We start from the raw sequence: 24,005 nt of genomic DNA on the forward strand, positions 1-24,005 counted from the left end.
CCCTGCCGAAGCAGGGCCCCGCATTGTAGCAGCGGCGGATTACTTGGTGCCGATGACTTCGATGTCGACGCGGCGATCCGGCTGCAGGCAGTCGATCAGCGACTTCGACTTCTTCTCGCTCTTGCCGCACTTGTCGCCGGTGACCGGCTGGGTTTCGCCCTTGCCTTCGGTGTAGACGCGGTTGGCTTCGATGCCCTTGGCAACCAGGTATTCCTTGACCGCGGCAGCGCGCTTCTCGGACAGCTTCTGGTTGTAGGCAGCGCTGCCGATACGGTCGGTGTGGCCAACGGCGAGGATCACTTCGAGCTTGATCTGGCCAGCCTTGGCGACCAGTTCGTCGAGCTTGGCCTGGCCTTCCGGACGCAGCACCGACTTGTTGAAGTCGAACAGCGCGTCAGCGGCGACGGTGACCTTCTCGCCGGTCGGCTTGACGGTGGCGACCGGGGCGCTGGGGGTTGCCGGGGCGGCAACCGGCTTGCCTTCGCAGGCAGCCTTCGGCAGCAGGTCGCGGTCGCATTCGCAACCGGCCTTGTCGGCGGCAGCAGCGGCCGGGGTCCAGTAGCCGGTGCGCCAGCAGAGACCGAAACCGCTCTTGGCGACGACGTCGCGCTGGTCGATGACATAGACACGTTCCTGAGCGACGGCAGCAAAGCCGATACCTGCGAGCAGGGCAACGGCCAGGGATTTCTTGGCGATGTTCTTGATCATGGTCTTCCCTCGTTGAAGAAATTGAAAATCTCTGCGGTTTGCATCAGGGAGCATGGGTTTTCCCGGTGCAGACTTCCGCTTTATTCTGCCATAGCGCGGTGGATGCATCCAAGCGAAATTCCTTGCCAACCCGTAAAGTTTTGTGCTCTAGCAGACACTTACCTGCCACCCAGACGTGGCTGACCTGTTCGCGGCCGGCGACATTGACCAGGTGCGACAACGGATCGTAGCAGGGCTGGCATTCAAGATCGGCCAGCGAGACCGCACACAGGTCTGCCTGCTTGCCGCGGGCGATCGAGCCGGTGATGGCGTCCATGCCGAGGGCTTTCGCGCCGTTCAGGGTGGCCATGCGCAGTGCCGTCGCCGCCGGCAGGGCGGCGGCATCGCCGCTGCTGCCCTTGGCCAGTAGGGCTGCCAGGCGCATTTCGCCGAACATGTCGAGGCGGTTGTTGCTGGCAGCGCCGTCGGTGCCGAGGCCGATGTTGATGCCAGCGGCGTCCATTTCGGCAATGCGGGCGATGCCGCTGGCGAGCTTGAGGTTGGAGGTCGGGCAGTGGGCGATGCTGCAGCCGGCGTCGGCGAGCAGCCGGATCTCGTTGTCGTCGAGATGGACGGCATGCACGCCGATGAAGCCGGGTCCCAGTTGGGCCAGTGCCTGCAGCCGGGCGAGCGGGCGCTGGCCGTGCTGCTGCAGGCTGTCGGCGATCTCCTGCCGGGTTTCGTGGATATGGCAGTGGATCGGCAGGTCGAGTTGTTCGGCCAGCGTGGCGATGCGCTGGAAAGTGCGGTCGGAGACGGTGTACGGCGCGTGCGGCGCCAGGCAGAAGCTGAGCAGCGGATTGTCGCGGCATGCTTCGTAGGCGGCCAGGCCTTTGGCGATGTAGTCGTCGGCGTCGCTGGCGTAGTTGCCGGGGAACTCCAGCGTGGTGATGCCGAGCGCGGCGCGCATGCCGAATTCCGTCGCGGCCTGGGCGGCGGCTTCGGGGAAGAAGTACATGTCGTTGAAGCAGGTGATGCCGCCGCGCAGCATTTCGGCGCAGGCCAGGCGCGTGCCGTCGAGCACGAAGGGCGCTGAAACCAGCGCCCCTTCCGTCGGCCAGATGTGGTGCTGCAGCCATTCCATCAGCGGTTTGTCGTCGGCGATGCCGCGCAGCAGTGTCATTGCGGCGTGCGTGTGGAGGTTGATCAGGCCAGGGATCAGAATGTGCTGTTCGAGGCGGTGCTGCTCGGCAGCCTGGTAGCGCTGGCGCGCTTCGGCGGCCGGCAGGATGGCCAGGATGCGTCCGCCGCGTACCGCGACCGCGTGGTTGTGCAGGACGTCGTCGGTTTCCACGGTGGCAATCCAGCGGGCTTCGATCAGCAGGTCGATTTTTTCGGGTGTCGGTGTCATGGAAATGGGCAGCGGTAGGCCGGTGGCGGCGTGGTAAAATAGCAAATTACCTGTGCAACAACCAAACATAGTGCCGGCCTGCCCGGCGCGGATACCAGAGACATGGATCAATTCGCCAAAGAAACCCTGCCGATCAGCCTCGAAGACGAGATGCGGCGTTCCTATCTCGATTACGCGATGAGCGTCATCGTCGGCCGGGCGCTGCCGGATGCGCGCGACGGCCTGAAGCCGGTGCATCGTCGCGTGCTGTTCGCGATGCACGAGCTGAACAACGACTGGAACAAGGCCTACAAGAAGTCGGCGCGTATCGTCGGCGACGTCATCGGTAAGTATCACCCGCACGGCGATTCGGCGGTGTACGACACCATCGTCCGCATGGCCCAGGATTTCTCGCTGCGCTACATGCTGGTCGACGGCCAGGGCAACTTCGGTTCGATCGACGGCGACAACGCGGCGGCGATGCGTTACACCGAAGTGCGCATGGCCAAGATTGGCCACCAGTTGCTCGAAGACCTGGACAAGGAAACCGTCGATTTCGGGCCGAACTACGACGGCTCCGAGCAGGAACCGCTGGTTCTGCCGACGCGCATTCCGAACCTGCTGATCAACGGTTCGTCCGGCATCGCCGTCGGCATGGCGACCAACATTCCGCCGCACAACCTCAAGGAAGTCGTCGCCGGCTGCCTGGCGCTGCTGGAGAACCCGGCGATTTCGATCGACGAACTGATCGAGCATATCCCGGCGCCGGACTTCCCGACCGCCGCGCTGATCTACGGCGTGATGGGTGTGCGCGAAGGCTACAAGACCGGCCGCGGCCGCGTCGTCATGCGCGCCCGCACCCACTTCGAGGACATCGGCAAGGGCGACCGCCAGGCGTTGATCGTCGACGAAATCCCGTATCAGGTGAACAAGAAGTCGCTGATCGAGAAGATCGCCGAGCTGGTCAATGAAAAGAAGATCGAGGGCATCTCCGACATCCGCGACGAATCCGACAAATCGGGTATGCGCATCGTCATCGAGCTGAAGCGCGGCGAGGTCGGCGAGGTCATCCTCAACAACCTGTACAAGCAGACGCAATTGCAGGACACCTTCGGCATGAACATGGTGGCGCTGGTCGACGGCCAGCCGCGCCTGCTGAACCTCAAGCAGATGCTCGAGTGCTTCCTGTCGCACCGTCGCGAAGTCGTCACCCGGCGCACCGTCTACGAACTGCGCAAGGCGCGCGAACGCGGTCATATCCTGGAAGGTTTGGCCGTCGCGCTGTCCAACGTCGATGAAATCATCGCCCTGATCAAGGCGGCGCCGACGCCGCCGGATGCCAAGCGCGGCCTTATGGAGCGCACCTGGCGCAGCCCGGTGGTCGAGGAAATGCTGCTGCGCGCGGCGTCCGACGTCTCGCGTCCGGACGGCCTGCTGCCGGAGTTCGGGTTGTCCGAACAGGGCTACCGCCTGTCCGACGCCCAGGCTCAGGCCATCCTCGAACTGCGCCTGCAGCGCCTGACCGGCCTCGAACAGGACAAGATCGTCGGCGAGTACAAGGAAGTCATGGCCAAGATCCTCGATCTGCTCGACATCCTGGCCCGCCCGGAACGCATCACCGAGATCATCGTCGGCGAGCTGACGGCGATGCGCGACCAGTTCGGCGACGACCGCCGCTCGGAAATCGTGCTACACACGCAGGAGCTCGGCATCGAGGACTTCATCACGCCGCAGGACATGGTCGTCACCCTGTCGCACGGCGGCTACATCAAGGCCCAGCCGCTTGCCGACTACCGCGCCCAGCGCCGCGGCGGCCGCGGCAAGCAGGCGGCGGCGATCAAGGACGAGGATTTCGTCGATCACCTGTTCGTCGCCAACACCCACGACTACATCCTGTGCTTCTCGAACCGCGGCCGCTGCTACTGGCTGAAGGTGTTCGAGGCGCCGCAGGGGAGCCGCACCAGCCGCGGCAAGCCGATCGTCAACCTGTTCCCGCTGGAAGAGGGCGAGCGCATCAACGCCGTGCTGCCGGTCAAGGAATTCGTCGACGACAAGTTCATCTTCATGGCGACGCGCGACGGCACGGTCAAGAAGACGCCGTTGTCCGACTTCTCCAACCCGCGCAAGGCCGGCATCATCGCCGTCGACCTGCTCGACGACGACTACCTGATCGGCGTCGAACTGACCACCGGTCAGAGCGACATCGTGCTCGTCTCCAACGCCGGCAAGGCGGTCTGGTTCGACGAGGAAGACGTCCGGCCGATGGGCCGTGGTGCCCGCGGCGTGCGCGGCATGAAGTTGCAGGAAGGACAGACCGTCATCTCGCTGCTGGTCGCTGAGGATGACCAGCAGACCGTACTGGTCGCCACCGAGAACGGCTTCGGCAAGCGCACCGTGCTCGCCGACTTCCGTCACTCCGGGCGCGGCACGCAGGGCGTCAAGGCGATTGCCGATTCCGAGCGCAACGGCGTCGTGGTCGGCGCCAAGCTGGTCGGCGACGACGACGAGGTGATGCTGATCACCACCGGCGGCGTGCTGATCCGCACCCGCGTTTCGGAAATCCGCGGCATGGGCCGGGCAACGCAGGGCGTCACCTTGATTTCGCTCGACGAAGGCGAGAAGCTGGCGGGCCTGGAAAAGGTTGCCGAGTCGGTGGCCGACCCGGTGGCGGAAAATGATGCTGAAGGCGAGTCGGCCGTGGAAGGCGAAGCGCCGGTAGCCGACGATCAAGGTGGAGAAGCATAAATGACGCGTATCTGGAATTTCAGCGCCGGCCCGGCTGCACTTCCCGAAGAGGTCCTGCGCCAGGCGCAGGAAGAGCTGCTCGACTGGCAGGGCGCCGGCTGCAGCGTCATGGAAATGAGCCATCGCGGCAAGGAGTTCATGTCCATCCTGGCCCGGGCCGAAGCCGACCTGCGCGAGCTGATGGGGATTCCCGAGCAGTACAAGGTGCTGTTCCTGCAGGGCGGTGCCACGCAGCAGTTCGCGCAGATCCCGATGAACCTGCTGGCCGGGCGTTCGGCTGACTACATCGTCACCGGTTCGTGGTCGAAGAAGGCTTTCCAGGAGGCGCAACGCATCGGCAATGTTCGCTGCGCGGCAAACACGGCCGAAAGCGGCTTCACCCGCCTGCCGACGGCTGAGGAAATCAAGCTCGATCCCTTCGCCGCCTACCTGCACGTGTGCACCAACGAGACCATCCACGGCGTTGAAATCCCTGCCGAACGCATCGCCGACACCGGCGTGCCGCTGGTTGCCGACATGTCGTCGCACATCCTGTCGCGCCCGGTCAATGTCGAAAAATTCGGCCTGATCTACGCCGGCGCGCAGAAGAACATCGGTCCCTCGGGCGTGACCCTGGTCATCGTCCATCGCGACCTGCTCGGCATGGCGCCGCTCAACATCCCGACGGTGATGGACTACGCGGTGATGGCCGAGAACGACTCGATGCTGAACACGCCGCCGACCTTCGGCATCTACATCGCCGGCCTGGTTTTCCAGTGGCTGAAGCGCCAGGGCGGGCTGGCCGGCATCGACGCGATCAACGCCGAAAAGGCACGCATTCTCTACGAGTGCATCGAAAATTCCGGTGGTTTCTATACCAACCCGGTCGATCCCGACTGCCGCTCGCGCATGAACGTGCCCTTCGTGCTCGCCGATGCCGCGCTCGACGCGCCTTTCCTGGCGGCGGCCAAGGATGCCGGTGTGCTCGGCCTGAAGGGCCACAAGTCGGTCGGCGGCATGCGCGCATCGATCTACAACGCCGTCTCGCTGGCCGCGGTGCAGGCGCTGGTCGGTTTCATGAACGATTTCGCCAAGCGGAACGGGTGAGCGCATGAGCGACGATCTCTCGAAGGCCCTGGCCGGCGTGCGCGCCGACATCGACCGCATCGACGGCGACATCCTGCGCCTGTTGAACGAACGCGCCCGCTGCGCGCAGCGGGTCGGCGAGATCAAGGCCGAATTCGGCGACGCCGGCTTCATCTACCGGCCGGAGCGCGAGGCACAGGTGCTGCGCCGGCTGCAGGAAGTCAATCCCGGGCCGCTGCCGAACGAGAACATCACCTTTTTCTTTCGCGAGGTGATGTCGGCCTGCCTGTCGCTCGAACAGCCGCTCGGTATCGCTTGCCTCGGCCCGCTCGGTTCTTTCACCTGTGCCGCCGCCACCAAGCATTTCGGGCATGCTGCCCGCTTGCTGCCGCAAGCCTCGATCGACGATGCTTTCCGCGAGGTCGAGTCGGGCCACGCGCATTACGTCGTCGCGCCGATCGAGAACTCGACCGAAGGCGCGGTCGGGCGCACCATGGACCTGCTGCTCAGCACGCCGCTGAAAATCTGTGGCGAGGTCGTGCTACGCATCCACCAGAACCTGATGACGAAGGCCGCGACGCTGGGCGAAATTGCCAAGGTGTATTCGCACGCCCAGTCGCTGGCGCAATGTCACGAGTGGCTCAATCACAATCTGCCGGGGGTGCCGCGCATCTCGGTCGCCAGCAATTCGCTGGCCGCGCAGATGGCCGCCAGCGAGCCGGGTGCCGCCGCGATTGGCGGGCGCGCGGCCAGCGAGCAGGCGGGCGTGCCACTGTTTGTCGAGAACATCGAGGACGAGCCGAACAACACCACGCGCTTCCTGATTCTCGGCAAGTACGATGCCGGCCCCTCGGGGCGCGACAAGACCTCGCTGATCATGTCGGCGCCCAACCGGGCCGGTGCCCTGCACGAACTGCTGGCGCCGCTGTCCGCTGCTGGCGTCTCGATGTGCCGGCTGGAATCGCGGCCGGCGCGCAACGCCTTGTGGGAATACGTCTATTACGTCGATGTCGAAGGCCATCGCGAAGAGCCGGCGGTCAAGGCCGCACTCGTCGAACTGGCTGGCAACGCCGCTTACCTGAAAATCCTCGGCTCCTATCCGGTTGCCGTCTTCTGAGGAATGTTGATGTCCCTCGCCGAACAAGCACTCGCCTACGTCCGCGCCATCTCGCCCTACCAGCCGGGCAAGCCGATCACCGAACTGGCCCGTGAAATGGGCATCCCGGTCGACAGCATCGTCAAGCTCGCCTCCAACGAGAATCCGCTCGGCATGAGCCGCAAAGCCAGGCTGGCGGTGGAAGCGGCGCTGGCCGGCGTCGAGCGCTATCCGGATCAGTTCGAACTGATCGCCAAGCTGGCGGCACGCTGCGGCGTTGCCCAGAACCAGGTGGTGCTCGGCAACGGCTCCAACGACGTGCTTGATCTGGTTGCCCGCGCCTTCCTCGCCCAGGGGCGTTCGGCGGTGTTCGCCCAGCATGCTTTCGCCGTCTATCCGCTGGCCACGCTGTCGATTGGCGGCGAACTGATCTGCGTGCCGGCGAAGGATTTTGGTCACGACCTCGACGCGATGCTCGCCGCGATCCGTCCGGACACCCGCGTCGTCTGGATCGCCAACCCGAACAACCCGACCGGCAACTTCCTGCCTTATCCGGAAGTGCGCGCCTTCCTGGAAAAGGTGCCGGCCGACGTCGTCGTCGTCCTCGACGAGGCCTACAACGAGTACATTCCGCCCGAGGCGCGCGTCGATACCGCCGCCTGGGTCGCCGAATTCCCGAACCTGGTGGTTTGCCGCACTTTCTCCAAGATCTACGGCCTGGCCGGGCTGCGCATCGGCTACGGCGTCACTTCGGCGGCTGTCGCCGACCTGATGAATCGCGTCCGCCAGCCGTTCAACGTCAATAACCTGGCGCTCGCCGGGGCGCTCGCCGCGCTCGACGACGACGAATTCCTGCAGGCCAGCTACGAACTCAACCGGCGCGGCATGGCGCAGATCGTCGCCGCGCTGGAAAAGTTTGGCCTGGCCTACATCCCGTCCTACGGCAACTTCGTGACCTTCAAGGCCGGCGACGCTGCGGCGGTAAACCAGAAACTCTTGCAGCAGGGCGTCATCGTCCGGCCCATCGGCGGCTACGGGATGCCCGAATGGCTGCGCGTGACGATCGGCAGCGAAGCCGAGAATGCCCGCTTCATCGCAGCGCTGGAAAAGGCCCTGTAAATGGACGCCGGCCAGCCCGAGTTCGGCAAGATCGTCGTCTTCGGTACCGGCCTGATCGGCGGTTCCTTCGCGCTGGCGCTCAAGGCAGCGGGGGCGGTCGAGGAGGTAGTCGGTTTCGGCCGCACGCCGTCAACCCTGCGCGTGGCCCAAGAACTGGGCGTCATCGACCGCGCCGGGATCAACCCGGCGCACGAGATCGGCGACGCCGACATCGTGCTGGTGGCGACGCCGGTGGCGCAGATGCCGGAAATCTTCGCCCGCATCGCGCCCTATCTCGGGCCGAACACCATCGTCACCGACGGCGGTTCGACCAAGGGCGACGTCGTCGCCGCGGCCCGTGCCGCCTTCCGCGGCTACATCGGCAAATTCGTGCCGGCGCATCCGATTGCCGGCGCCGAGAACAGCGGGCCGTCGGCCGCCCGGCAAGACCTCTATCAGGGCAGGAAGGTCGTCGTCACGCCGCTGCCCGAGAACAACGACGAGCGCCTCGACCGCGTCAAGCGCGCCTGGGCGCTGTGCGGCGCCGACATCTACGAGCTGACGCCGGAAATGCACGACCGCGTTTTCGCCGCCGTCAGCCACCTGCCGCACCTGCTGTCCTTCGCCCTGGTCCACGACCTGGCGGTGCGCGACGACGCCGAGCTGTTCTTCACCTTCGCCGCCTCCGGCTTCCGCGACTTCACGCGGATCGCCGCCAGCCACCCGGAAATGTGGCGCGACATCTGCCTTGCCAACCGCGAGGCGCTGCTCGGCGAACTCGACAGCTACCGCGCCCAGCTCGACGAGCTGCGCGACGCGCTGGCCCGCGCCGACGGCGAACGTCTCGAAGACATCTTCGGCATCGCCCGCCAGGCGCGCCGGGAGTGGGCGGGAAGCTGAGCATGCGGCGACTGCGCGCGCTGCTCGGCGGGCTCGCGTTGCTGTTCTCGCTGCCGCTGCTCGCGGCGCCGCCGGAAATCCTGCTGGCCAACGTCTACCGCGACGAAATCGACCCCGCTGCCTACCTGGTCAGCGAGAAACTCGACGGCGTGCGCGCCGTCTGGGACGGCCAGATGCTGCGTTTTCGCAGCGGCAACCGGGTCAATGCCCCGGCCTGGTTCACCGATCCCTTGCCCAAAACCCCGCTCGACGGCGAGCTGTGGCTCGGTCGCGGGCAGTTCGAGCGGCTGTCCGGCATCGTCCGCCGCGAGCAGCCGGTCGACGCCGAGTGGCGGGAAGTCCGCTACATGATCTTCGAACTGCCCGGGGCGCCGGGGACTTTTGCCGAGCGGGCCGGGCGCATCCGCGCAATCGTCGCCGCCGCGGCCTTGCCCTGGCTGGCCGAGGTGCCGCAGGCAACGCTGGCCAGCCGGGAGGCGCTGCGCCAGCGGCTGGCGCAAACCATCAAGGCGGGTGGCGAAGGCCTGATGCTGCACCGTGCCGATGCGCCTTATGAAACCGGCCGTTCCGACACCCTGCTCAAGCTCAAACCCTGGCTCGACGCCGAGGCCGTCGTCGTCGCCCACCTGCCGGGCAAGGGCAAATACGCCGGACAGATGGGCGCCTTGCGCGTGCGTCTGTCGGATGGCCGCGAATTCCGCCTCGGCACCGGTTTTTCCGATGCGCAGCGCCGGAATCCGCCGCCGATCGGCAGCGTCGTCACTTACCGCTACCGCGAGCTGACTGGAAAAGGCTTGCCGCGTTTTGCCAGTTTTCTGCGCCTGCGTCAGGAATGAAACGCGACTGACGTAAAATGCGTGCTTCACCACGCTAGGTATTCGGCATGATCCTCGTCACCGGCGGTGCCGGCTTCATCGGCAGCAACTTCGTCCTCGACTGGCTCGCCCAATCCGCCGAGCCGGTGCTCAACCTCGACGCACTGACCTACGCCGGCAATCTCGAGAACCTTGCGGCATTGGGGGATGATCCGCGCCACGTTTTCGTCCACGGCGACATCGGCGATTTCGACCGGGTCAGCCAGTTGCTCGCCGAGCATCGGCCGCGCGCGGTGGTCAATTTTGCTGCCGAATCGCACGTCGACCGCAGCATCCACGGTCCGGAGGATTTCATCCAGACCAACATCGTCGGCACTTTTCGCCTGCTCGAAGCGGTGCGCGCCCATTTCGGCGGACTGGGCGCGGACGAAAAGGCGGCCTTCCGCTTCCTGCACGTGTCCACCGACGAAGTCTATGGCTCGCTTGCCATTGACGATCCGGCCTTCACCGAGACCAAGCGTTACGAGCCGAACAGCCCTTACTCGGCGAGCAAGGCAGCCTCCGACCATCTGGTGCGCGCCTACCATCACACCTATGGCCTGCCGGTGCTGACCACCAACTGCTCGAACAACTACGGTCCCTACCATTTTCCGGAAAAGCTGATTCCGCTGGTCATCCACAACGCGCTCGCCGGCAAGCCGCTGCCGATCTACGGCGACGGCCGGCAGATCCGCGACTGGCTCTACGTCAAGGATCATTGCAGCGCCATCCGTCGCGTCCTGGAGGCCGGCCGCCTCGGCGAAACCTATAACGTCGGCGGCTGGAACGAGAAAACCAACCTCGAGGTCGTGCATGCGCTGTGCGACATGCTCGACGAGCTGCGCCCGCGCGCCGACGGCCAGTCCTACCGGACGCAGATCGTTTTCGTCACCGACCGCCCCGGCCACGACCGCCGCTACGCGATCGACGCGACCAAACTGGAGCGCGAACTGGGCTGGAAGCCGGCCGAAACCTTTGAAACCGGCATCCGCCAGACGGTGCAGTGGTACCTGGCCAACCCGGCCTGGGTGCAAAACGTCACCAGTGGCGCGTACCAGCAATGGCTGGGCAAGCATTACGGAGAAAACGCATGAGTCAGCAACGCAAGGGCATCATCCTCGCCGGTGGTTCCGGCACCCGGCTCTACCCGGTGACGCTGGCGGTTTCCAAGCAACTGCTGCCGATCCACGACAAGCCGATGATCTACTACCCGCTGAGCACGCTGATGCTGGCCGGGATCCGCGACATCCTGGTCATCTCGACGCCGCAGGACACGCCGCGCTTCCAGCAGTTGCTCGGTGACGGCAGCCAGTGGGGGCTGAACCTGCAATACGCGGTGCAGCCGAGCCCGGACGGCCTGGCGCAGGCCTTCATCATCGGCCGCGACTTCATCGGCGGCGGCGATTCGGCGCTGGTGCTCGGCGACAACATCTTCTACGGTCACGAGTTCGCCGACGACCTCGCCGCGGCCGGCGCGCAGCCTTCGGGGGCGACAGTTTTCGCCTATCACGTGCACGATCCGGAGCGTTATGGCGTCGTCGAATTCGACGCGGCGGGCCGGGCGGTCAGCCTCGAGGAAAAGCCGAAACAGCCCAAGTCGAATTACGCGGTCACCGGCCTCTACTTCTACGATAACCAGGTGCTCGACATGGCGCGCGACCTCAAGCCGTCGGCGCGTGGCGAACTGGAAATCACCGACATCAACCGCCTCTACCTCGAACGTGGCCAGCTCAACGTCCAGGTCATGGGGCGCGGCCACGCCTGGCTCGATACCGGCACCCACGAAAGCCTGCTCGATGCCAGCCAGTTCATCGCCACCATCGAGAAGCGCCAGGGGCTGAAGATCGCCTGTCCGGAGGAAATCGCTTTCCGCAAGGGCTGGGTCGACGCGGCGCAACTGGAAAAGCTGGCGCAGCCGATGCTCAAGAATCCCTACGGCCAGTACCTGATCGGCCTGCTCGGCGAGCGGAGCTGCTGATGCAGCTCGTCTCCACCCTGCTGCCCGGCGTGCTGCTGCTTGAACCGCGCGTCTTTGGCGACGAGCGCGGTTTCTTTTTCGAGAGTTTCAATCAGCGCGCCTTCGACGAAGTGGTCGGCGAGCACGTCGATTTCGTTCAGGACAACCACTCGAAAAGCCGCCGCGGCGTGCTGCGCGGCCTGCATTACCAGTTGCCGCCGCAAGCCCAGGGCAAGCTGGTGCGCGTCATCGAAGGCGAGGTGTTCGACGTCGCGGTCGATCTGCGCCGCGCCTCGGCGACCTATGGCCACTGGGCCGGCGTCCTGCTGTCCGCCGCCAACAAACGGCAGGTGTGGATACCGCCGGGCTTCGCCCACGGTTTCGTGACGCTGAGCGAAACCGCCGAGTTCCTTTACAAGACCACCGACTACTATTCGCCGGAACACGAGCGCTGCATCCGCTGGAACGATCCGGAGCTGGCCATCGACTGGGGCTACAGCCGGGAACCGCAACTATCGACCCGGGACGCTGCGGCACCGGGTTTCGCCGAGGCCGAAAAGGGCTTCTGAGGGCAGAGGACTTCGGACTTTCACGGTCCCCGGGTAAACTGGCGCATTTTTCATCGTCAGGCCCGCCATGGAATTCCTAGACCTTCCCCAATTGCTCTCCGCTGCTGGCACAGTTCGCCTGCCCGGTTCGAAGAGCATTTCCAACCGCGTCCTGTTGCTCGCCGCGCTCGCCGAGGGTGAGACCGAGGTGCGCGACCTGCTTGCCTCCGACGACACCGAGCGCATGCTCGAAGCCCTGCGGACGCTCGGCGTTGGCGTCACCTCCCTGGGTGGCGAACACTGGCGGATCACTGGTTGCGCCGGCCGTTTCCCGGTCCGTCAGGCGGAACTCTTCCTCGGCAACGCCGGCACCGCTTTTCGCCCGCTCACCGCGGCGCTGGCGCTGGCCGGCGGTGACTACGTATTAAAGGGCGTTGCCCGCATGCATGAGCGGCCGATCGGCGATCTGGTCGACGGCCTGCGCCAGCTCGGCGCCGACGTTACCTACCTGGGCAACGCCGGCTATCCGCCGCTGCAACTGAAGCCGGCAACGATCCGACCGGGCGGCGCGATCCAGGTGCGCGGCGATGTCTCCAGCCAGTTCCTGACCGGCCTGCTGATGGCCTTGCCGCTGACCGGCGCGACGGTTACGCTCGACGTCGTCGGCGAGCTGATTTCCAAGCCCTATATCGAGATCACGCTGGCGACGATGGCCCGCTTCGGCGTCGTCGTCGAGCGCGACGGCTGGCAGCGTTTCACGGTCCATGCCGGCAGCCGCTACGTGTCGCCGGGCACCGTCTATGTCGAGGGCGACGCCTCGTCGGCGTCCTACTTCCTGGCGCTCGGCGCCATCGGCGGCGGGCCGCTGCGTGTCGAAGGCGTCGGCGCCGATTCGATCCAGGGCGATGTCCGCTTCGCTGAGGCGCTGGCACAGATGGGCGCCATCATCGAAACCGGGCCGAACTGGATGTCCGCCCGCGCGCCGGCCGGCGGCCTGGTCGCTGTCGATCTCGACTGCAACCACATTCCCGACGCGGCGATGACGCTGGCCACCGCCGCGCTTTTCGCCAAAGGCCCGACTACCTTGCGCAACATCGCCAGCTGGCGGGTCAAGGAAACTGACCGCATCGCGGCGATGGCGACCGAGTTGCGCAAGCTCGGCGCCGAGGTCGAGGCGGGCGCGGATTTCATCCGGATCACGCCGGCGACCGTCAAACCTGCGGCCATTGATACCTACGACGATCACCGCATGGCGATGTGCTTCTCGCTCGCCGCTTTCGCGACGCCGCTGCGCATCAACGATCCGAAGTGCGTCGCCAAGACCTTTCCCGATTACTTCGAGTGTTTTGCTGCAGTCACTCGCGCCGCGCCGGTGATCGCCATCGACGGCCCGTCGGCTTCCGGCAAGGGCACGGTTGCGGCGCGCGTCGCCGCCGCGCTCGGTTTTGCCTACCTTGACTCCGGGGCACTTTACCGGCTGACCGCGCTCGCCGCGCTGCGGGCGAACGTCGCCTGGGACGACGAAGCCGGCGTCGCAGCGATTGCCGCCGGGCTCGACGTGGTGTTCACCGAAGATGACATCCGCCTGGCTGGGGTGGCGGTCGGCGATGCCATACGCACCGAGGAAATCTCGGCCGGCGCTTCGAAAGTCGCGGCCTTGCCGGCGGTGCGCGCGGCGCTGCTGTTCCGCCAGCGGGCCTTCAACACGGCGCCCGGTCTGGTCGGCGACGGCCGTGACATGGGCTCGGTCGTCTTCCCGCAGGCACCGCTCAAGGTCTTCCTCACGGCGACTGCCGAAGCGCGCGCTGAACGGCGCTATAAGCAGTTGATCGAAAAAGGTTTCTCTGCTAATCTCCCGGACCTTCTGGCTGACCTGCAGCAACGTGACGCGCGCGATTCGCAGCGCAGCGTGGCGCCGCTCAGACAGGAGGCGGATGCCAGGCTGCTGGAAACCACGCATCTCACCATCGAACAGGCGGTGAAACAGGTGCTGGACTGGTACGCGGAAGCAACCTCGTAGCACGGTGTTGCCGGCCATGGTGGCCGGCAGCTTGTTTTTCACCTTAACCCGCTGTGGGCCTGTCGGCTCGTGGCAAGGAACTCGCTCCGTAATGGAATCTTTTGCTCAACTTTTTGAAGAATCCCTGGCTCGCCAGGAAATGCGTCAAGGCGAAGTCATCACCGCTGAGGTGGTGGGCATCGACCACAATTTCGTCGTGGTCAACGCCGGCCTGAAATCCGAATCCTACGTTCCCGTAGAAGAATTCCTCAACGACCAGGGTGAAGTTGAAGTCGCCATCGGCGATTTCGTCCAGGTCGCCATCGAAATGCTGGAAGACGGCTATGGTTCGACCCGTCTTTCGCGCGATCGCGCCAAGCGCATCGCCTCCTGGAACTTCCTCGAGCAAGCCCTCAACGACGGTGCCCTGGTTTCCGGCACCATCACCGGCAAGGTCAAGGGTGGTCTCACCGTCATGTCCAACGGCGTCCGTGCCTTCCTGCCGGGTTCGCTGGTCGACATGCGTCCGGTCAAGGACACCACGCCGTACGAAGGCAAGACCATGGAGTTCAAGGTCATCAAGCTCGACCGCAAGCGCAACAACGTCGTCCTGTCGCGTCGCGCCGTGCTGGAAGCGACCGCCGACGCCGACCGCGAAAAGCTGATGGAGAACCTCAAGGAAGGTGCTACCGTCAAGGGCGTCGTCAAGAACATCACCGACTACGGCGCATTCGTCGACCTGGGCGGCATCGATGGCCTGCTGCACATCACCGACCTGGCCTGGCGCCGTGTCCGTCACCCGAGCGAAGTGCTCAACGTCGGTGACGAAGTCACCGCCAAGATCCTCAAGTTCGACGCCGAGAAGAACCGCGTCTCGCTGGGCATGAAGCAGCTGGGCGACGACCCGTGGGTCGGTATCGCCCGCCGTTACCCGGCCGGCACCCGCCTCTTCGGCAAGGTCACCAACCTGACCGACTACGGTGCTTTCGTCGAAATCGAGCAGGGCATCGAAGGCCTGGTGCACGTCTCCGAAATGGACTGGACCAACAAGAACGTCCACCCGTCCAAGGTCGTTTCGCTGGGCGACGAAGTCGAAGTCATGATCCTCGAAATCGACGAAGAGCGTCGCCGCATTTCGCTGGGCATGAAGCAGTGCCAGGCGAATCCGTGGGACGAGTTCGCGATGAACCACAAGAAGGGCGACAAGGTCCGCGGCGCGATCAAGTCGATCACCGACTTCGGCATCTTCATCGGCCTGCCGGGTGGCATCGATGGTCTGGTTCACCTGTCCGACCTGTCCTGGTCGGCGACCGGTGAAGAAGCGATCCGCAACTTCAAGAAGGGTGACGAAGTTGAAGCCGTGGTTCTCGGCATCGATGTCGAGAAGGAACGCATCTCCCTGGGCATCAAGCAGCTCGATGGTGATCCGTACGCCAACTTCATCGCTACGCACGAGAAGAACAGCATCGTCCGCGGTATCGTCAAGACGGTCGACGCCCGTGGCGCCGTGGTCACGCTGGACGGTGAAAACGAAGCCTACCTGCGTGCCTCGGAGTTCTCGCGCGAGCGTACCGAAGACCTGTCGCAGCATCTGAAGGTCGGTGACGAAGTCGAAGCGATGATCATCAACGTCGATCGCAAGACCCGTGGCATCAGCCTGTCGATCAAGGCCAAGGATCAAGCCGAACAGCACGAAGCGATGCAGAAGTTCTCTGCCGACACTTCCGCCGCTACCGGCACGACCAACCTGGGTGCGCTGCTCAAGGCCAAGCTGAACCAGCAAGGCTGATAGGCTGACATGACCAAATCCGAGCTCATCGTCCGGCTGGCGGAGCGTTTTCCGCAGTTGGTGGCGAAGGATGCCGATTTCGCAGTCAAGATGATTCTCGATGCGATGTCCGAAGCGCTGGTGCGCGGAGATCGCATCGAGATCCGCGGATTTGGCAGCTTCGCGCTCAACTACCGGCCGCCGCGCGTTGGACGTAACCCGAAATCCGGGGACAAGGTCAGCGTGCCGGCGAAGTGGGTTCCCCACTTCAAGGCCGGCAAGGAACTGCGCGAGCGGGTCGATCAGTCGATCTGAAGCCGGGCTTGGCCCAATGTGGTAGATTCGGGGCAGTGAGTTTCACTGCCCCTTTTCATTGAATGTCATGACAGCGCTAACCTGGTTCCTGCGTTTCATCATCTTTGCCTTTCTGGTGATCTTTGCCCTCCAGAACACGGCGCCGGTCACCCTGAGCCTGGCCCTCGATTACCAATGGCAGGCACCGCTGGTCATCGTCCTGCTCGCCTTTTTCGGCGCTGGTGCCCTGCTTGGCGTGCTCTCCCTGGTCGGCACGATATTTCGTCAGCGCCGCGAAATCGCCCGTCTCAAACGCGCCCTGCTCAAGGTCGAGCAAGCCCCGCTGCCGGATCTGCCGCCGCAACAATGAATGAACTTTTCGAATACTGGCAGCTCCTGCTGGTCCCGGTGTTTTTCGCCATGGGCTGGGCTGCCGCGCGTGTCGACATGCGGCAGGTCGTACACGAATCACGTGCGCTGCCGCGTTCCTATTTCAGGGGTCTGAACTTCCTGCTCAACGAGCAGCCGGACAAGGCCATCGATTCCTTCCTCGAAGTCGCCAAGGTCGATTCGCAGACCGTCGAGCTGCATTTTGCGCTCGGCAACCTGTTTCGCCGGCGTGGCGAGACCGAGCGGGCGATCCGCATGCACCAGAACCTGCTCGAGCTGCCGGAGGTCGAGGACAAACACCGCCTGCAGGCGATGGTCGAACTCGGTCAGGACTTTCTCAAGGCCGGCCTGCTCGACCGCGCCGAGGAGATTTTCAACAAGCTGCTCGGTGGCGTCCGCGAGGCCGATGCCAAGCGCTCGCTGCTCGAGATCTACCAGATCGGCAAGGAGTGGCAGAAGGCGATCGAGATCGCTCGCGAGCTGCCCGATGTCGCGACGCACAAGGAAATCGCCGAGTACTACTGCGAACTGGCGGCCGGCGAGATCATGCGCTCGCGCCACGAGTCGGCGCGTCAGTATCTCGAGGTGGCGATCCAGGAAAACCGCAAGTGCGTGCGTGCCAGCATCCTGCTCGGCGACCTCTGTGCCCAGGAGGGCAGGAGCGAGGAAGCGATCGCCATCTGGCAAGGCATCGAACAGCAGGATCCCGCCTACCTGTCGCTGGTCGCCCAGCGTCTGCTCGACGCCTACCGCAAGCTGTCCCGGCTCGCCGAGGGCGTGGCGCTGCTGCGGGGCTATCTCGAACACTATCCGTCGATCGACCTGCTCGAAGTTGTCTACCAGCTGGTGCTGGAAAACGAGGGCAACGAGGCCGCCTATCGCCTGGTGCGCGCCGAGCTGCAGCGCAACCCGACGCTGGTTGGTCTCGAGCGGCTGATCGCCGCCCGCCTGCCGCTGGCGGCGCCGGAAGTGCGCGGTGACCTGGAACTGGGCAAGACCATCGTCCAGGGCTATACCCGCCGCCTGTCGCGCTATCGGTGCAATAATTGCGGCTTCAAGGCGCGTCAGTTCTACTGGCGCTGCCCGGCCTGCGGCGGTTGGGAAACCAGTCCGCCGCGGCGCAGCGAGGAATTCGATCAATCCCTGTAGGACTTCGATGCTGGAAAAACTCTCGCAGGTGCGCCTGCTCGTCGTCGGCGACGTCATGCTGGACCGCTACTGGTTCGGCGAGGTCAGCCGGATTTCGCCAGAAGCGCCGGTACCGGTGGTCAAGGTCGAGCGCATGGAAGAGCGCCTCGGCGGTGCCGCCAACGTTGCCCGCAATGCCGCTTCGCTTGGCGCGCAGACCACGCTGCTGTCGGTGGTCGGCGACGACGACGCCGGCCGTTCGCTATCCCGCCTGCTGGCCGCCGAGGGGATCGCCGCCGACCTGCAGATCGACCGCGAGATCGACACCACGGTCAAGTTGCGCGTCATCGGCCGCCAGCAGCAGTTGTTGCGCATCGATTTCGAAACCACCCCGTCGCATGAAATCCTGCAGGCCAAGCTGGCTGAATACGAGCGCCGCCTGGCCGATTGCGACATCGTCATCCTCTCCGATTACGGCAAGGGCGGCCTCACCCACATCGCCGAGATGATCGAACTCGCCCGCGCCGCTGCCAAGCCGGTGCTGGTCGATCCGAAGGGCGACGAGTGGGGAAAGTACGCCGGGGCGACGGTGATCACGCCGAACCGATCGGAACTGCGTGACGTCGTCGGCCGCTGGGCCTCGGAAGAGATCCTGTTCGCCAAGGCCGACAAGCTGCGTGGCGAACTCGGGCTGGAAGCCCTGCTGGTCACCCGCAGCGAGGAGGGCATGACCCTCTTCGCCGACGGCCAGACCTTCCACCAGGCGGCGCAGGCGCGCGAAGTGTTCGACGTTTCCGGCGCTGGCGACACCGTCATCGCCACCCTTGCCGTCATGCTCGCGGCTGGCGCCGACTGGGCTGAAGCCATCCGCATTGCCAATGTCGCCGCCGGCATCGTCGTCGGCAAGCTCGGTACTGCCGTCGTCACCCGCGACGAAATCGCGGGCGCCTTCTAAGGAGAAGAGATGAAGACCATCGTCACCGGCGCGGCCGGTTTTAGTTCCGGCATCACCCCCGCCATGGCGGGCATGAGCCTTCTCTGAAACCGGCAGGAGATACTTATGAAAACAATTGTCACCGGCGCGGCCGGTTTTATCGGTTCCAACATCGTCAAGGCGCTCAACGAGCGCGGCGTGACCAAGATCATCGCCGTCGACAACCTGAGCAAGGCCGAGAAGTTCAAGAACCTGATCGACTGCGAGATCGTCGATTACATCGACAAGCAGGATTTCATCGAGCGCATCCAGAGCGGCTGTTTCGACGGCGATGTCGAGGCCATCTTCCACGAGGGGGCCTGTTCCGACACCATGGAGACCGACGGTCGCTACATGATGGAGAACAACTTCCGTTACTCCAGCATCCTGCTCGACTGGTGCCTCGACCAGGACGTGCAGTTCCTCTACGCGTCGTCAGCGGCGACTTACGGCGCGTCCAGCATTTTCCGCGAGGAACGCGAGTGCGAAGGGCCGCTCAACGTCTATGGCTACTCGAAGTTCCTGTTCGACCAGATCGTCCGTCAGCGCCTGGCGCAGCAACCGTCGTCGCAGATTGTCGGTTTCCGCTACTTCAACGTCTATGGCCCGCGCGAGAACCACAAGGGGCGGATGGCGTCGGTCGCCTTTCACAACTTCAACCAGTTCCGCGCCGACGGCAAGGTCAAGCTGTTCGAAGGCTCGCACGGCTACCCGGACGGCGGCCAGATGCGCGACTTCGTCTTCGTCGGCGACGTTGCCAAGGTCAATCTGTTCTTCCTCGACCATCCGGAAAAATCCGGCATCTTCAACCTCGGTTCGGGGCGCGCGCAGAGTTTCAACGATGTCGCGGTGGCTGCGGTCAACGGCTGCCGCCAGGCAAGAAACGAGGCGCCGCTCGGGCTCGAGGAACTCCGGGCACAGGGCTTGCTCGAATACATCGCCTTTCCCGAGGCGCTCAAGGGCAAGTACCAGGCGTTCACGCAAGCCGATCTGACCAGGCTGCGCGAAGCCGGCTACGAGGCGCCGATGGCGACGGTCGAGGAGGGCGTTTCCCAATACATCGCCTGGTTGCATGCACATGTATAAAACCCTGCAGGATTTTGTCGGAAACACGCCGCTGGTTCGCTTGCAGCGCATACCCGGCGCCGATAACGAAGGCCGCGGCAACGTCATTCTGGCCAAGCTCGAAGGCAACAATCCGGCCGGTTCGGTCAAGGATCGCCCGGCGCTGTCGATGATCCAGCGTGCCGAAGCGCGCGGCGACATCAAGCCGGGCGATACGCTGATCGAGGCAACCTCCGGCAACACCGGCATCGCACTGGCCATGGCGGCGGCGATCAAGGGTTACAAGATGATCCTGGTGATGCCCGAGAACCAGAGCGTCGAGCGCCGCCAGAGCATGCGCGCCTACGGCGCCGAACTGGTGCTGACCCCGAAAGACGGCGGCATGGAGCTGTGCCGCGACGTCGCCGAACGAATGCGTGACGAGGGCAAGGGCATCATCCTCGACCAGTTCGCCAACCCGGACAACCCGGTCGCCCATTACGAAGGCACCGGACCGGAAATCTGGCGCGATACTGGCGGTCGCATCACCCATTTCGTTTCCAGCATGGGCACCACCGGTACCATCATGGGCACCAGCCGCTACCTCAAGGAAATGAACCCGGCGATCACCATCGTTGGTTGTCAGCCGGAAGAGGGTAGCCAGATTCCGGGTATCCGCAAGTGGCCGGAAGCCTATCTGCCGAAGATCTACGCGCCGACCAACGTCGACCGCATCGAATACGTCAGCCAGGCCGACGCCGAAGTCATGACCCGGCGGCTCGCCGTCGAGGAAGGCATCTTTGCCGGCATCTCGTCCGGCGGGGCGCTCGCCGTCGCCTTGCGCATTGCCGCGCAAGTGGAGAACGCGACCATCGTCTCGATCGTCTGCGACCGCGGCGACCGCTATCTGTCGACTGGTGTGTTTCCAGCGTGAAAAATCTTTCACCGCAAAGAAGCGAAGACGCGAAGATTGCGCAGAGAAAGGCAATTCGTCCCTTTTCTTCGCGTTTCCTTTGCGCCTTGGCGTCTTTGCGGTGAGGCGCCTTTAAATCATGAAACCCATCCTTGTCTTCGACATCGAGACCATTCCCGATGTGCCCGGCTTGCGCCGGATCAACGAACTGCCGGGCGAACTGTCCGATGCCGAGGTTGCCGAACTGGCCTTCCAGCAACGGCGGGCGAAGAACGGCAGCGACTTCCTGCCGCTGCACCTGCAGCGCATCGTCGCCATTTCCTGTGTGTTGCGCACGCTCGACGGTTTTCGCGTGTGGTCGCTGGCCGAGCCCGACCTCGACGAAGGCGCGATCATCCAGCGCTTCTTCGATGGCATCGAGAAATTCACGCCGCAGATCGTTTCCTGGAACGGCGGCGGCTTCGACCTGCCGGTGCTGCACTACCGCGGCATGCTGCACGGTGTCAGCGCGCCGCGCTACTGGGACATGGGCGACGGCGACTACGCCGACTCGCGCGACTTCAAGTGGAACAACTACATCAGCCGCTACCATACCCGTCACCTCGACCTGATGGACCTGCTGGCGATGTACAACGGTCGCGCCAACGCGCCGCTCGACGAGCTGGCCAAACTGTTCGGCTTTCCCGGCAAGCTCGGCATGGACGGCAGCAAGGTGTGGGACGCCTGGCAGGCCGGGCAGGCCGCCGACATTCGCGATTACTGCGAGACCGACGTGGTCAATACCTACCTGGTCTACAACCGCTTCCGGCGCATGCGTGGCGAGTTCACCGCCGACGAGGAGATGGCCGAACAGGAATTCATCAAGGCGCAACTGGCCAGGATCGATGCCCAGCACTGGCGCGAGTTTCTTGCTGCCTGGGGCTGATAGTGCAGCGCAGCAAGCTATAATCGCGAAGCTTTTTTTCAAACCCAAACGCAGAGAGAAAACAATGGCTCTTAACAACGTTCCCTCCGGCAAGTCCCTTCCCGACGACTTCAATGTGATCATCGAGATCACCGCCCATTCCGACCCGGTCAAGTACGAAGTCGACAAGGAAAGCGGCGCCATCTTCGTCGACCGTTTCATGTCCACGTCGATGCACTATCCGTGCAACTACGGCTATATCCCGCACACCATCGCCGGCGACGGTGACCCGGTCGACGTCCTGGTGATGAGCCCCTTCCCGCTGCCGCCGGGCGTCGTCGTCCGCTGCCGTCCGCTCGGCCAGTTGTCGATGACCGACGAAGGCGGCGAAGACGCCAAGCTGCTCGCCGTGCCGGTGTCCAAGCTGACCCCGCTGTACAACGACGTCAAGACCTACGAAGACACGCCGGAACTGCTGCGTCAGCAGATCGCGCACTTCTTCGAGCATTACAAGGATCTGGAGCCGGGCAAGTGGGTCAAGGTCAATGGCTGGCAGGGCATCGACGCCGCGCGCGAAGAAGTCATGACCGGCATCCAGCGTTACAACGACGCGAAAGACAAGCCGAACTACTAAGATGCTGCGTATCGCCGTTGCCCAGTTCAACGCCGTCGTCGGTGACCTGACCGGCAACGTCGACCGCATCGTCGCCTGTGCTGCCGCGGCCAAGGCCCGCGGCGCCCAGGTGCTGCTGACGCCGGAGCTGGCGTTGAGCGGCTATCCCCCGGAAGACCTGCTGCTGCGCCCGGATTTTTACCGCGCCTGCCAGCGCGCGCTCGATGATCTGGCTGCCCGCATCGACGGCATTGCGCTGGTCGTCGGCCATCCGGAAGAACATGAAGGCGCCTGCTACAACGCTGCGACGGTGATCGAAAACGGCCGCCAGCTTGCCGTTTACCGCAAGATGCGCCTGCCCAATTACGACGTCTTCGACGAGAAGCGTTATTTCGATGCCGGGCGCGCGGCCTGTGTCGTCGAACTCGGCGGCGTCCGCTGCGGCATCAACATCTGTGCCGACATCTGGGAAGAGGGCGCTTATGAACAGGCCTGCCAGGCCGGCGCCGAAGTCGTGCTGGTGCTCAACGCCTCGCCCTGCCACCTGGAGAAGCACCAGGAACGCGCCGAGGTGCTCGGCGAACGGATCGCCGCCACCGGCATTCCCGCCATCTACTGCAACCTGGTCGGTGGCCAGGATGAACTGGTCTTCGACGGCGGCTCCTTCGCCCTTGATGCCCGCCGCCAGGTCGTCATGCGCTTGCCGCAATTCGAGGAAGCGCTCGGTATCGTCGAGGTCGACGGGCCGCGACTCCGCTCTGCCGACCTCGTCGAGCCGCTGGCGCTGGAGGCCGAAGCCTATTCGGCGCTGGTCATGGGTGTGCGCGACTACATCGGCAAGAGCGGTTTCAAAGGGGCGACCATCGGCCTCTCCGGCGGCATCGACTCGGCGTTGACGCTGTGCGTCGCGGTCGATGCACTTGGCGCTGACAAGGTGCACGCGGTGATGATGCCGTCGCCCTACACCGCGCAGATGAGTCTCGACGATTCGCGCGAGATGATCCGCCAGTTGGGCTGCAGCTACGACGAGATCGCCATCGCCCCGGCGATGGCCACTTACGAAAGCATGCTGGCGCCGCTCTTTGCCGGCCTGCCCAGCGACACCACCGAAGAGAACATCCAGGCGCGCATCCGCGGCAACCTGTTGATGGCGCTCTCCAACAAGACCGGCAAGCTGGTCCTGACCACCGGCAACAAGTCGGAGATGGCGGTCGGCTACTGCACGCTGTACGGCGACATGGCCGGCGGTTTTGCGGTGATCAAGGATGTTTACAAGACGCTGGTCTATCGTCTGGCACGTTACCGCAACACCCTGTGCGGCGGCGACCCGGTGATTCCCGAGAACATCATCGTCCGCCCGCCGTCGGCTGAACTGAAGCCGGACCAGAAGGACCAGGATTCGCTGCCCGAGTACGAGGTACTCGACGCCATCGTCCGCGCCTACATGGAAGAGGACCGCAGCCCGCGCGAGATCATCGCCGCCGGCCTGCCCGAGGCCGACGTGCGCCGCGTCGTCCGCCTGCTGCGCATTGCCGAGTACAAGCGCCGCCAGGCGCCGGTCGGCATCCGCATCACGCCGCGCGGTTTCGGCAAGGACTGGCGCTATCCGATCACCAACCGGTATGCTGACGAATATTGA

22 protein-coding genes are annotated in these 24,005 nt (G+C 64.5%); 20 read left to right on the plus strand and 2 right to left on the minus strand.

Annotation, left to right across the window (positions count from 1 at the left end; genetic code table 11):
- Positions 1 to 39 precede the first annotated feature (39 nt).
- Positions 40 to 708, minus strand: a complete 669-nt coding sequence (locus ACE3OV_RS15000; RefSeq protein ID WP_374328229.1) for an OmpA family protein — start codon at positions 706 to 708, stop codon at positions 40 to 42.
- A 43-nt stretch (positions 709 to 751) separates the two neighbouring features.
- Positions 752 to 2,098 (minus strand): TRZ/ATZ family hydrolase, encoded by a 1,347-nt coding sequence (locus ACE3OV_RS15005; RefSeq protein WP_374328231.1) that lies wholly within the window; start codon positions 2,096 to 2,098, stop codon positions 752 to 754.
- A gap of 102 nt (positions 2,099 to 2,200) precedes the next feature.
- Between ACE3OV_RS15005 and gyrA the strand changes: the two genes are divergently transcribed.
- The 20 genes from gyrA to ACE3OV_RS15105 all read left to right on the plus strand — a co-directional run bounded on the left by gyrA (position 2,201) and on the right by ACE3OV_RS15105 (position 24,005).
- Positions 2,201 to 4,822 carry a DNA gyrase subunit A gene (gyrA, locus tag ACE3OV_RS15010; RefSeq protein ID WP_374328232.1) on the plus strand — a complete coding sequence of 874 codons (2,622 nt, stop codon included), beginning with the start codon at positions 2,201 to 2,203 and terminating at the stop codon, positions 4,820 to 4,822.
- Positions 4,823 to 5,908: a 3-phosphoserine/phosphohydroxythreonine transaminase gene (gene serC, locus ACE3OV_RS15015; RefSeq protein ID WP_374328234.1), complete on the plus strand. Its 1,086-nt coding sequence runs from the start codon at positions 4,823 to 4,825 to the stop codon at positions 5,906 to 5,908.
- Positions 5,909 to 5,912: 4 nt separating this feature from the next.
- Complete coding sequence (gene pheA / locus ACE3OV_RS15020; protein ID WP_374328236.1) at positions 5,913 to 7,004, plus strand: prephenate dehydratase; 1,092 nt, start codon at positions 5,913 to 5,915, stop codon at positions 7,002 to 7,004.
- 9 nt (positions 7,005 to 7,013) lie between these two features.
- Positions 7,014 to 8,102: a histidinol-phosphate transaminase gene (gene hisC, locus ACE3OV_RS15025; protein WP_374328237.1), complete on the plus strand. Its 1,089-nt coding sequence runs from the start codon at positions 7,014 to 7,016 to the stop codon at positions 8,100 to 8,102.
- On the plus strand, positions 8,103 to 8,981 hold the full coding sequence (locus ACE3OV_RS15030; RefSeq protein WP_374328240.1) for a prephenate dehydrogenase: 879 nt from the start codon (positions 8,103 to 8,105) through the stop codon (positions 8,979 to 8,981). It abuts the gene before it with no gap.
- Between the two features lie 2 nt (positions 8,982 to 8,983).
- The gene (locus tag ACE3OV_RS15035; RefSeq protein ID WP_374328241.1) at positions 8,984 to 9,817 is read left to right on the plus strand and encodes a DNA ligase; all 834 of its coding nucleotides are present in this window, start codon (positions 8,984 to 8,986) and stop codon (positions 9,815 to 9,817) included.
- A gap of 47 nt (positions 9,818 to 9,864) precedes the next feature.
- Positions 9,865 to 10,929: a dTDP-glucose 4,6-dehydratase gene (gene rfbB, locus ACE3OV_RS15040; protein ID WP_374328243.1), complete on the plus strand. Its 1,065-nt coding sequence runs from the start codon at positions 9,865 to 9,867 to the stop codon at positions 10,927 to 10,929.
- Complete coding sequence (rfbA, locus tag ACE3OV_RS15045; RefSeq protein ID WP_374328245.1) at positions 10,926 to 11,813, plus strand: glucose-1-phosphate thymidylyltransferase RfbA; 888 nt, start codon at positions 10,926 to 10,928, stop codon at positions 11,811 to 11,813. Before rfbB ends, rfbA begins: the two co-directional genes overlap by 4 nt.
- A complete protein-coding gene (rfbC, locus tag ACE3OV_RS15050; protein WP_374328246.1) occupies positions 11,813 to 12,361 on the plus strand; it encodes a dTDP-4-dehydrorhamnose 3,5-epimerase in 549 nt (182 codons plus the stop codon). Before rfbA ends, rfbC begins: the two co-directional genes overlap by 1 nt.
- A gap of 67 nt (positions 12,362 to 12,428) precedes the next feature.
- Positions 12,429 to 14,360 (plus strand): bifunctional 3-phosphoshikimate 1-carboxyvinyltransferase/cytidylate kinase, encoded by a 1,932-nt coding sequence (locus ACE3OV_RS15055; protein ID WP_374328247.1) that lies wholly within the window; start codon positions 12,429 to 12,431, stop codon positions 14,358 to 14,360.
- Positions 14,361 to 14,451: 91 nt separating this feature from the next.
- Complete coding sequence (gene rpsA, locus ACE3OV_RS15060) at positions 14,452 to 16,128, plus strand: 30S ribosomal protein S1 (RefSeq protein ID WP_374328248.1); 1,677 nt, start codon at positions 14,452 to 14,454, stop codon at positions 16,126 to 16,128.
- Between the two features lie 9 nt (positions 16,129 to 16,137).
- Complete coding sequence (locus ACE3OV_RS15065; protein WP_374328250.1) at positions 16,138 to 16,422, plus strand: integration host factor subunit beta; 285 nt, start codon at positions 16,138 to 16,140, stop codon at positions 16,420 to 16,422.
- Between the two features lie 67 nt (positions 16,423 to 16,489).
- Entirely contained in the window at positions 16,490 to 16,771 is a 282-nt protein-coding gene (locus tag ACE3OV_RS15070) for a lipopolysaccharide assembly LapA domain-containing protein (protein WP_374328253.1), read from the plus strand.
- Entirely contained in the window at positions 16,768 to 17,940 is a 1,173-nt protein-coding gene (gene lapB, locus ACE3OV_RS15075) for a lipopolysaccharide assembly protein LapB (RefSeq protein WP_374328254.1), read from the plus strand. The genes ACE3OV_RS15070 and lapB overlap by 4 nt, the downstream gene beginning before the upstream one ends.
- 7 nt (positions 17,941 to 17,947) lie before the next feature.
- Positions 17,948 to 18,874, plus strand: a complete 927-nt coding sequence (gene rfaE1, locus ACE3OV_RS15080; RefSeq protein WP_374328257.1) for a D-glycero-beta-D-manno-heptose-7-phosphate kinase — start codon at positions 17,948 to 17,950, stop codon at positions 18,872 to 18,874.
- Positions 18,875 to 18,979: 105 nt separating this feature from the next.
- Positions 18,980 to 19,978, plus strand: a complete 999-nt coding sequence (gene rfaD, locus ACE3OV_RS15085; RefSeq protein WP_374328259.1) for an ADP-glyceromanno-heptose 6-epimerase — start codon at positions 18,980 to 18,982, stop codon at positions 19,976 to 19,978.
- Complete coding sequence (gene cysM / locus ACE3OV_RS15090) at positions 19,971 to 20,870, plus strand: cysteine synthase CysM (protein WP_374328260.1); 900 nt, start codon at positions 19,971 to 19,973, stop codon at positions 20,868 to 20,870. Before rfaD ends, cysM begins: the two co-directional genes overlap by 8 nt.
- A gap of 118 nt (positions 20,871 to 20,988) precedes the next feature.
- Entirely contained in the window at positions 20,989 to 21,774 is a 786-nt protein-coding gene (locus tag ACE3OV_RS15095; RefSeq protein ID WP_374328261.1) for a 3'-5' exonuclease, read from the plus strand.
- Positions 21,775 to 21,838: 64 nt separating this feature from the next.
- A complete protein-coding gene (ppa, locus tag ACE3OV_RS15100) occupies positions 21,839 to 22,387 on the plus strand; it encodes an inorganic diphosphatase (RefSeq protein ID WP_374328263.1) in 549 nt (182 codons plus the stop codon).
- Between the two features lies 1 nt (position 22,388).
- Positions 22,389 to 24,005 (plus strand): NAD+ synthase, encoded by a 1,617-nt coding sequence (locus tag ACE3OV_RS15105; RefSeq protein WP_374328264.1) that lies wholly within the window; start codon positions 22,389 to 22,391, stop codon positions 24,003 to 24,005.

Source organism: Azonexus sp. (genome assembly GCF_041909095.1).
Lineage (GTDB): Bacteria > Pseudomonadota > Gammaproteobacteria > Burkholderiales > Rhodocyclaceae > Azonexus.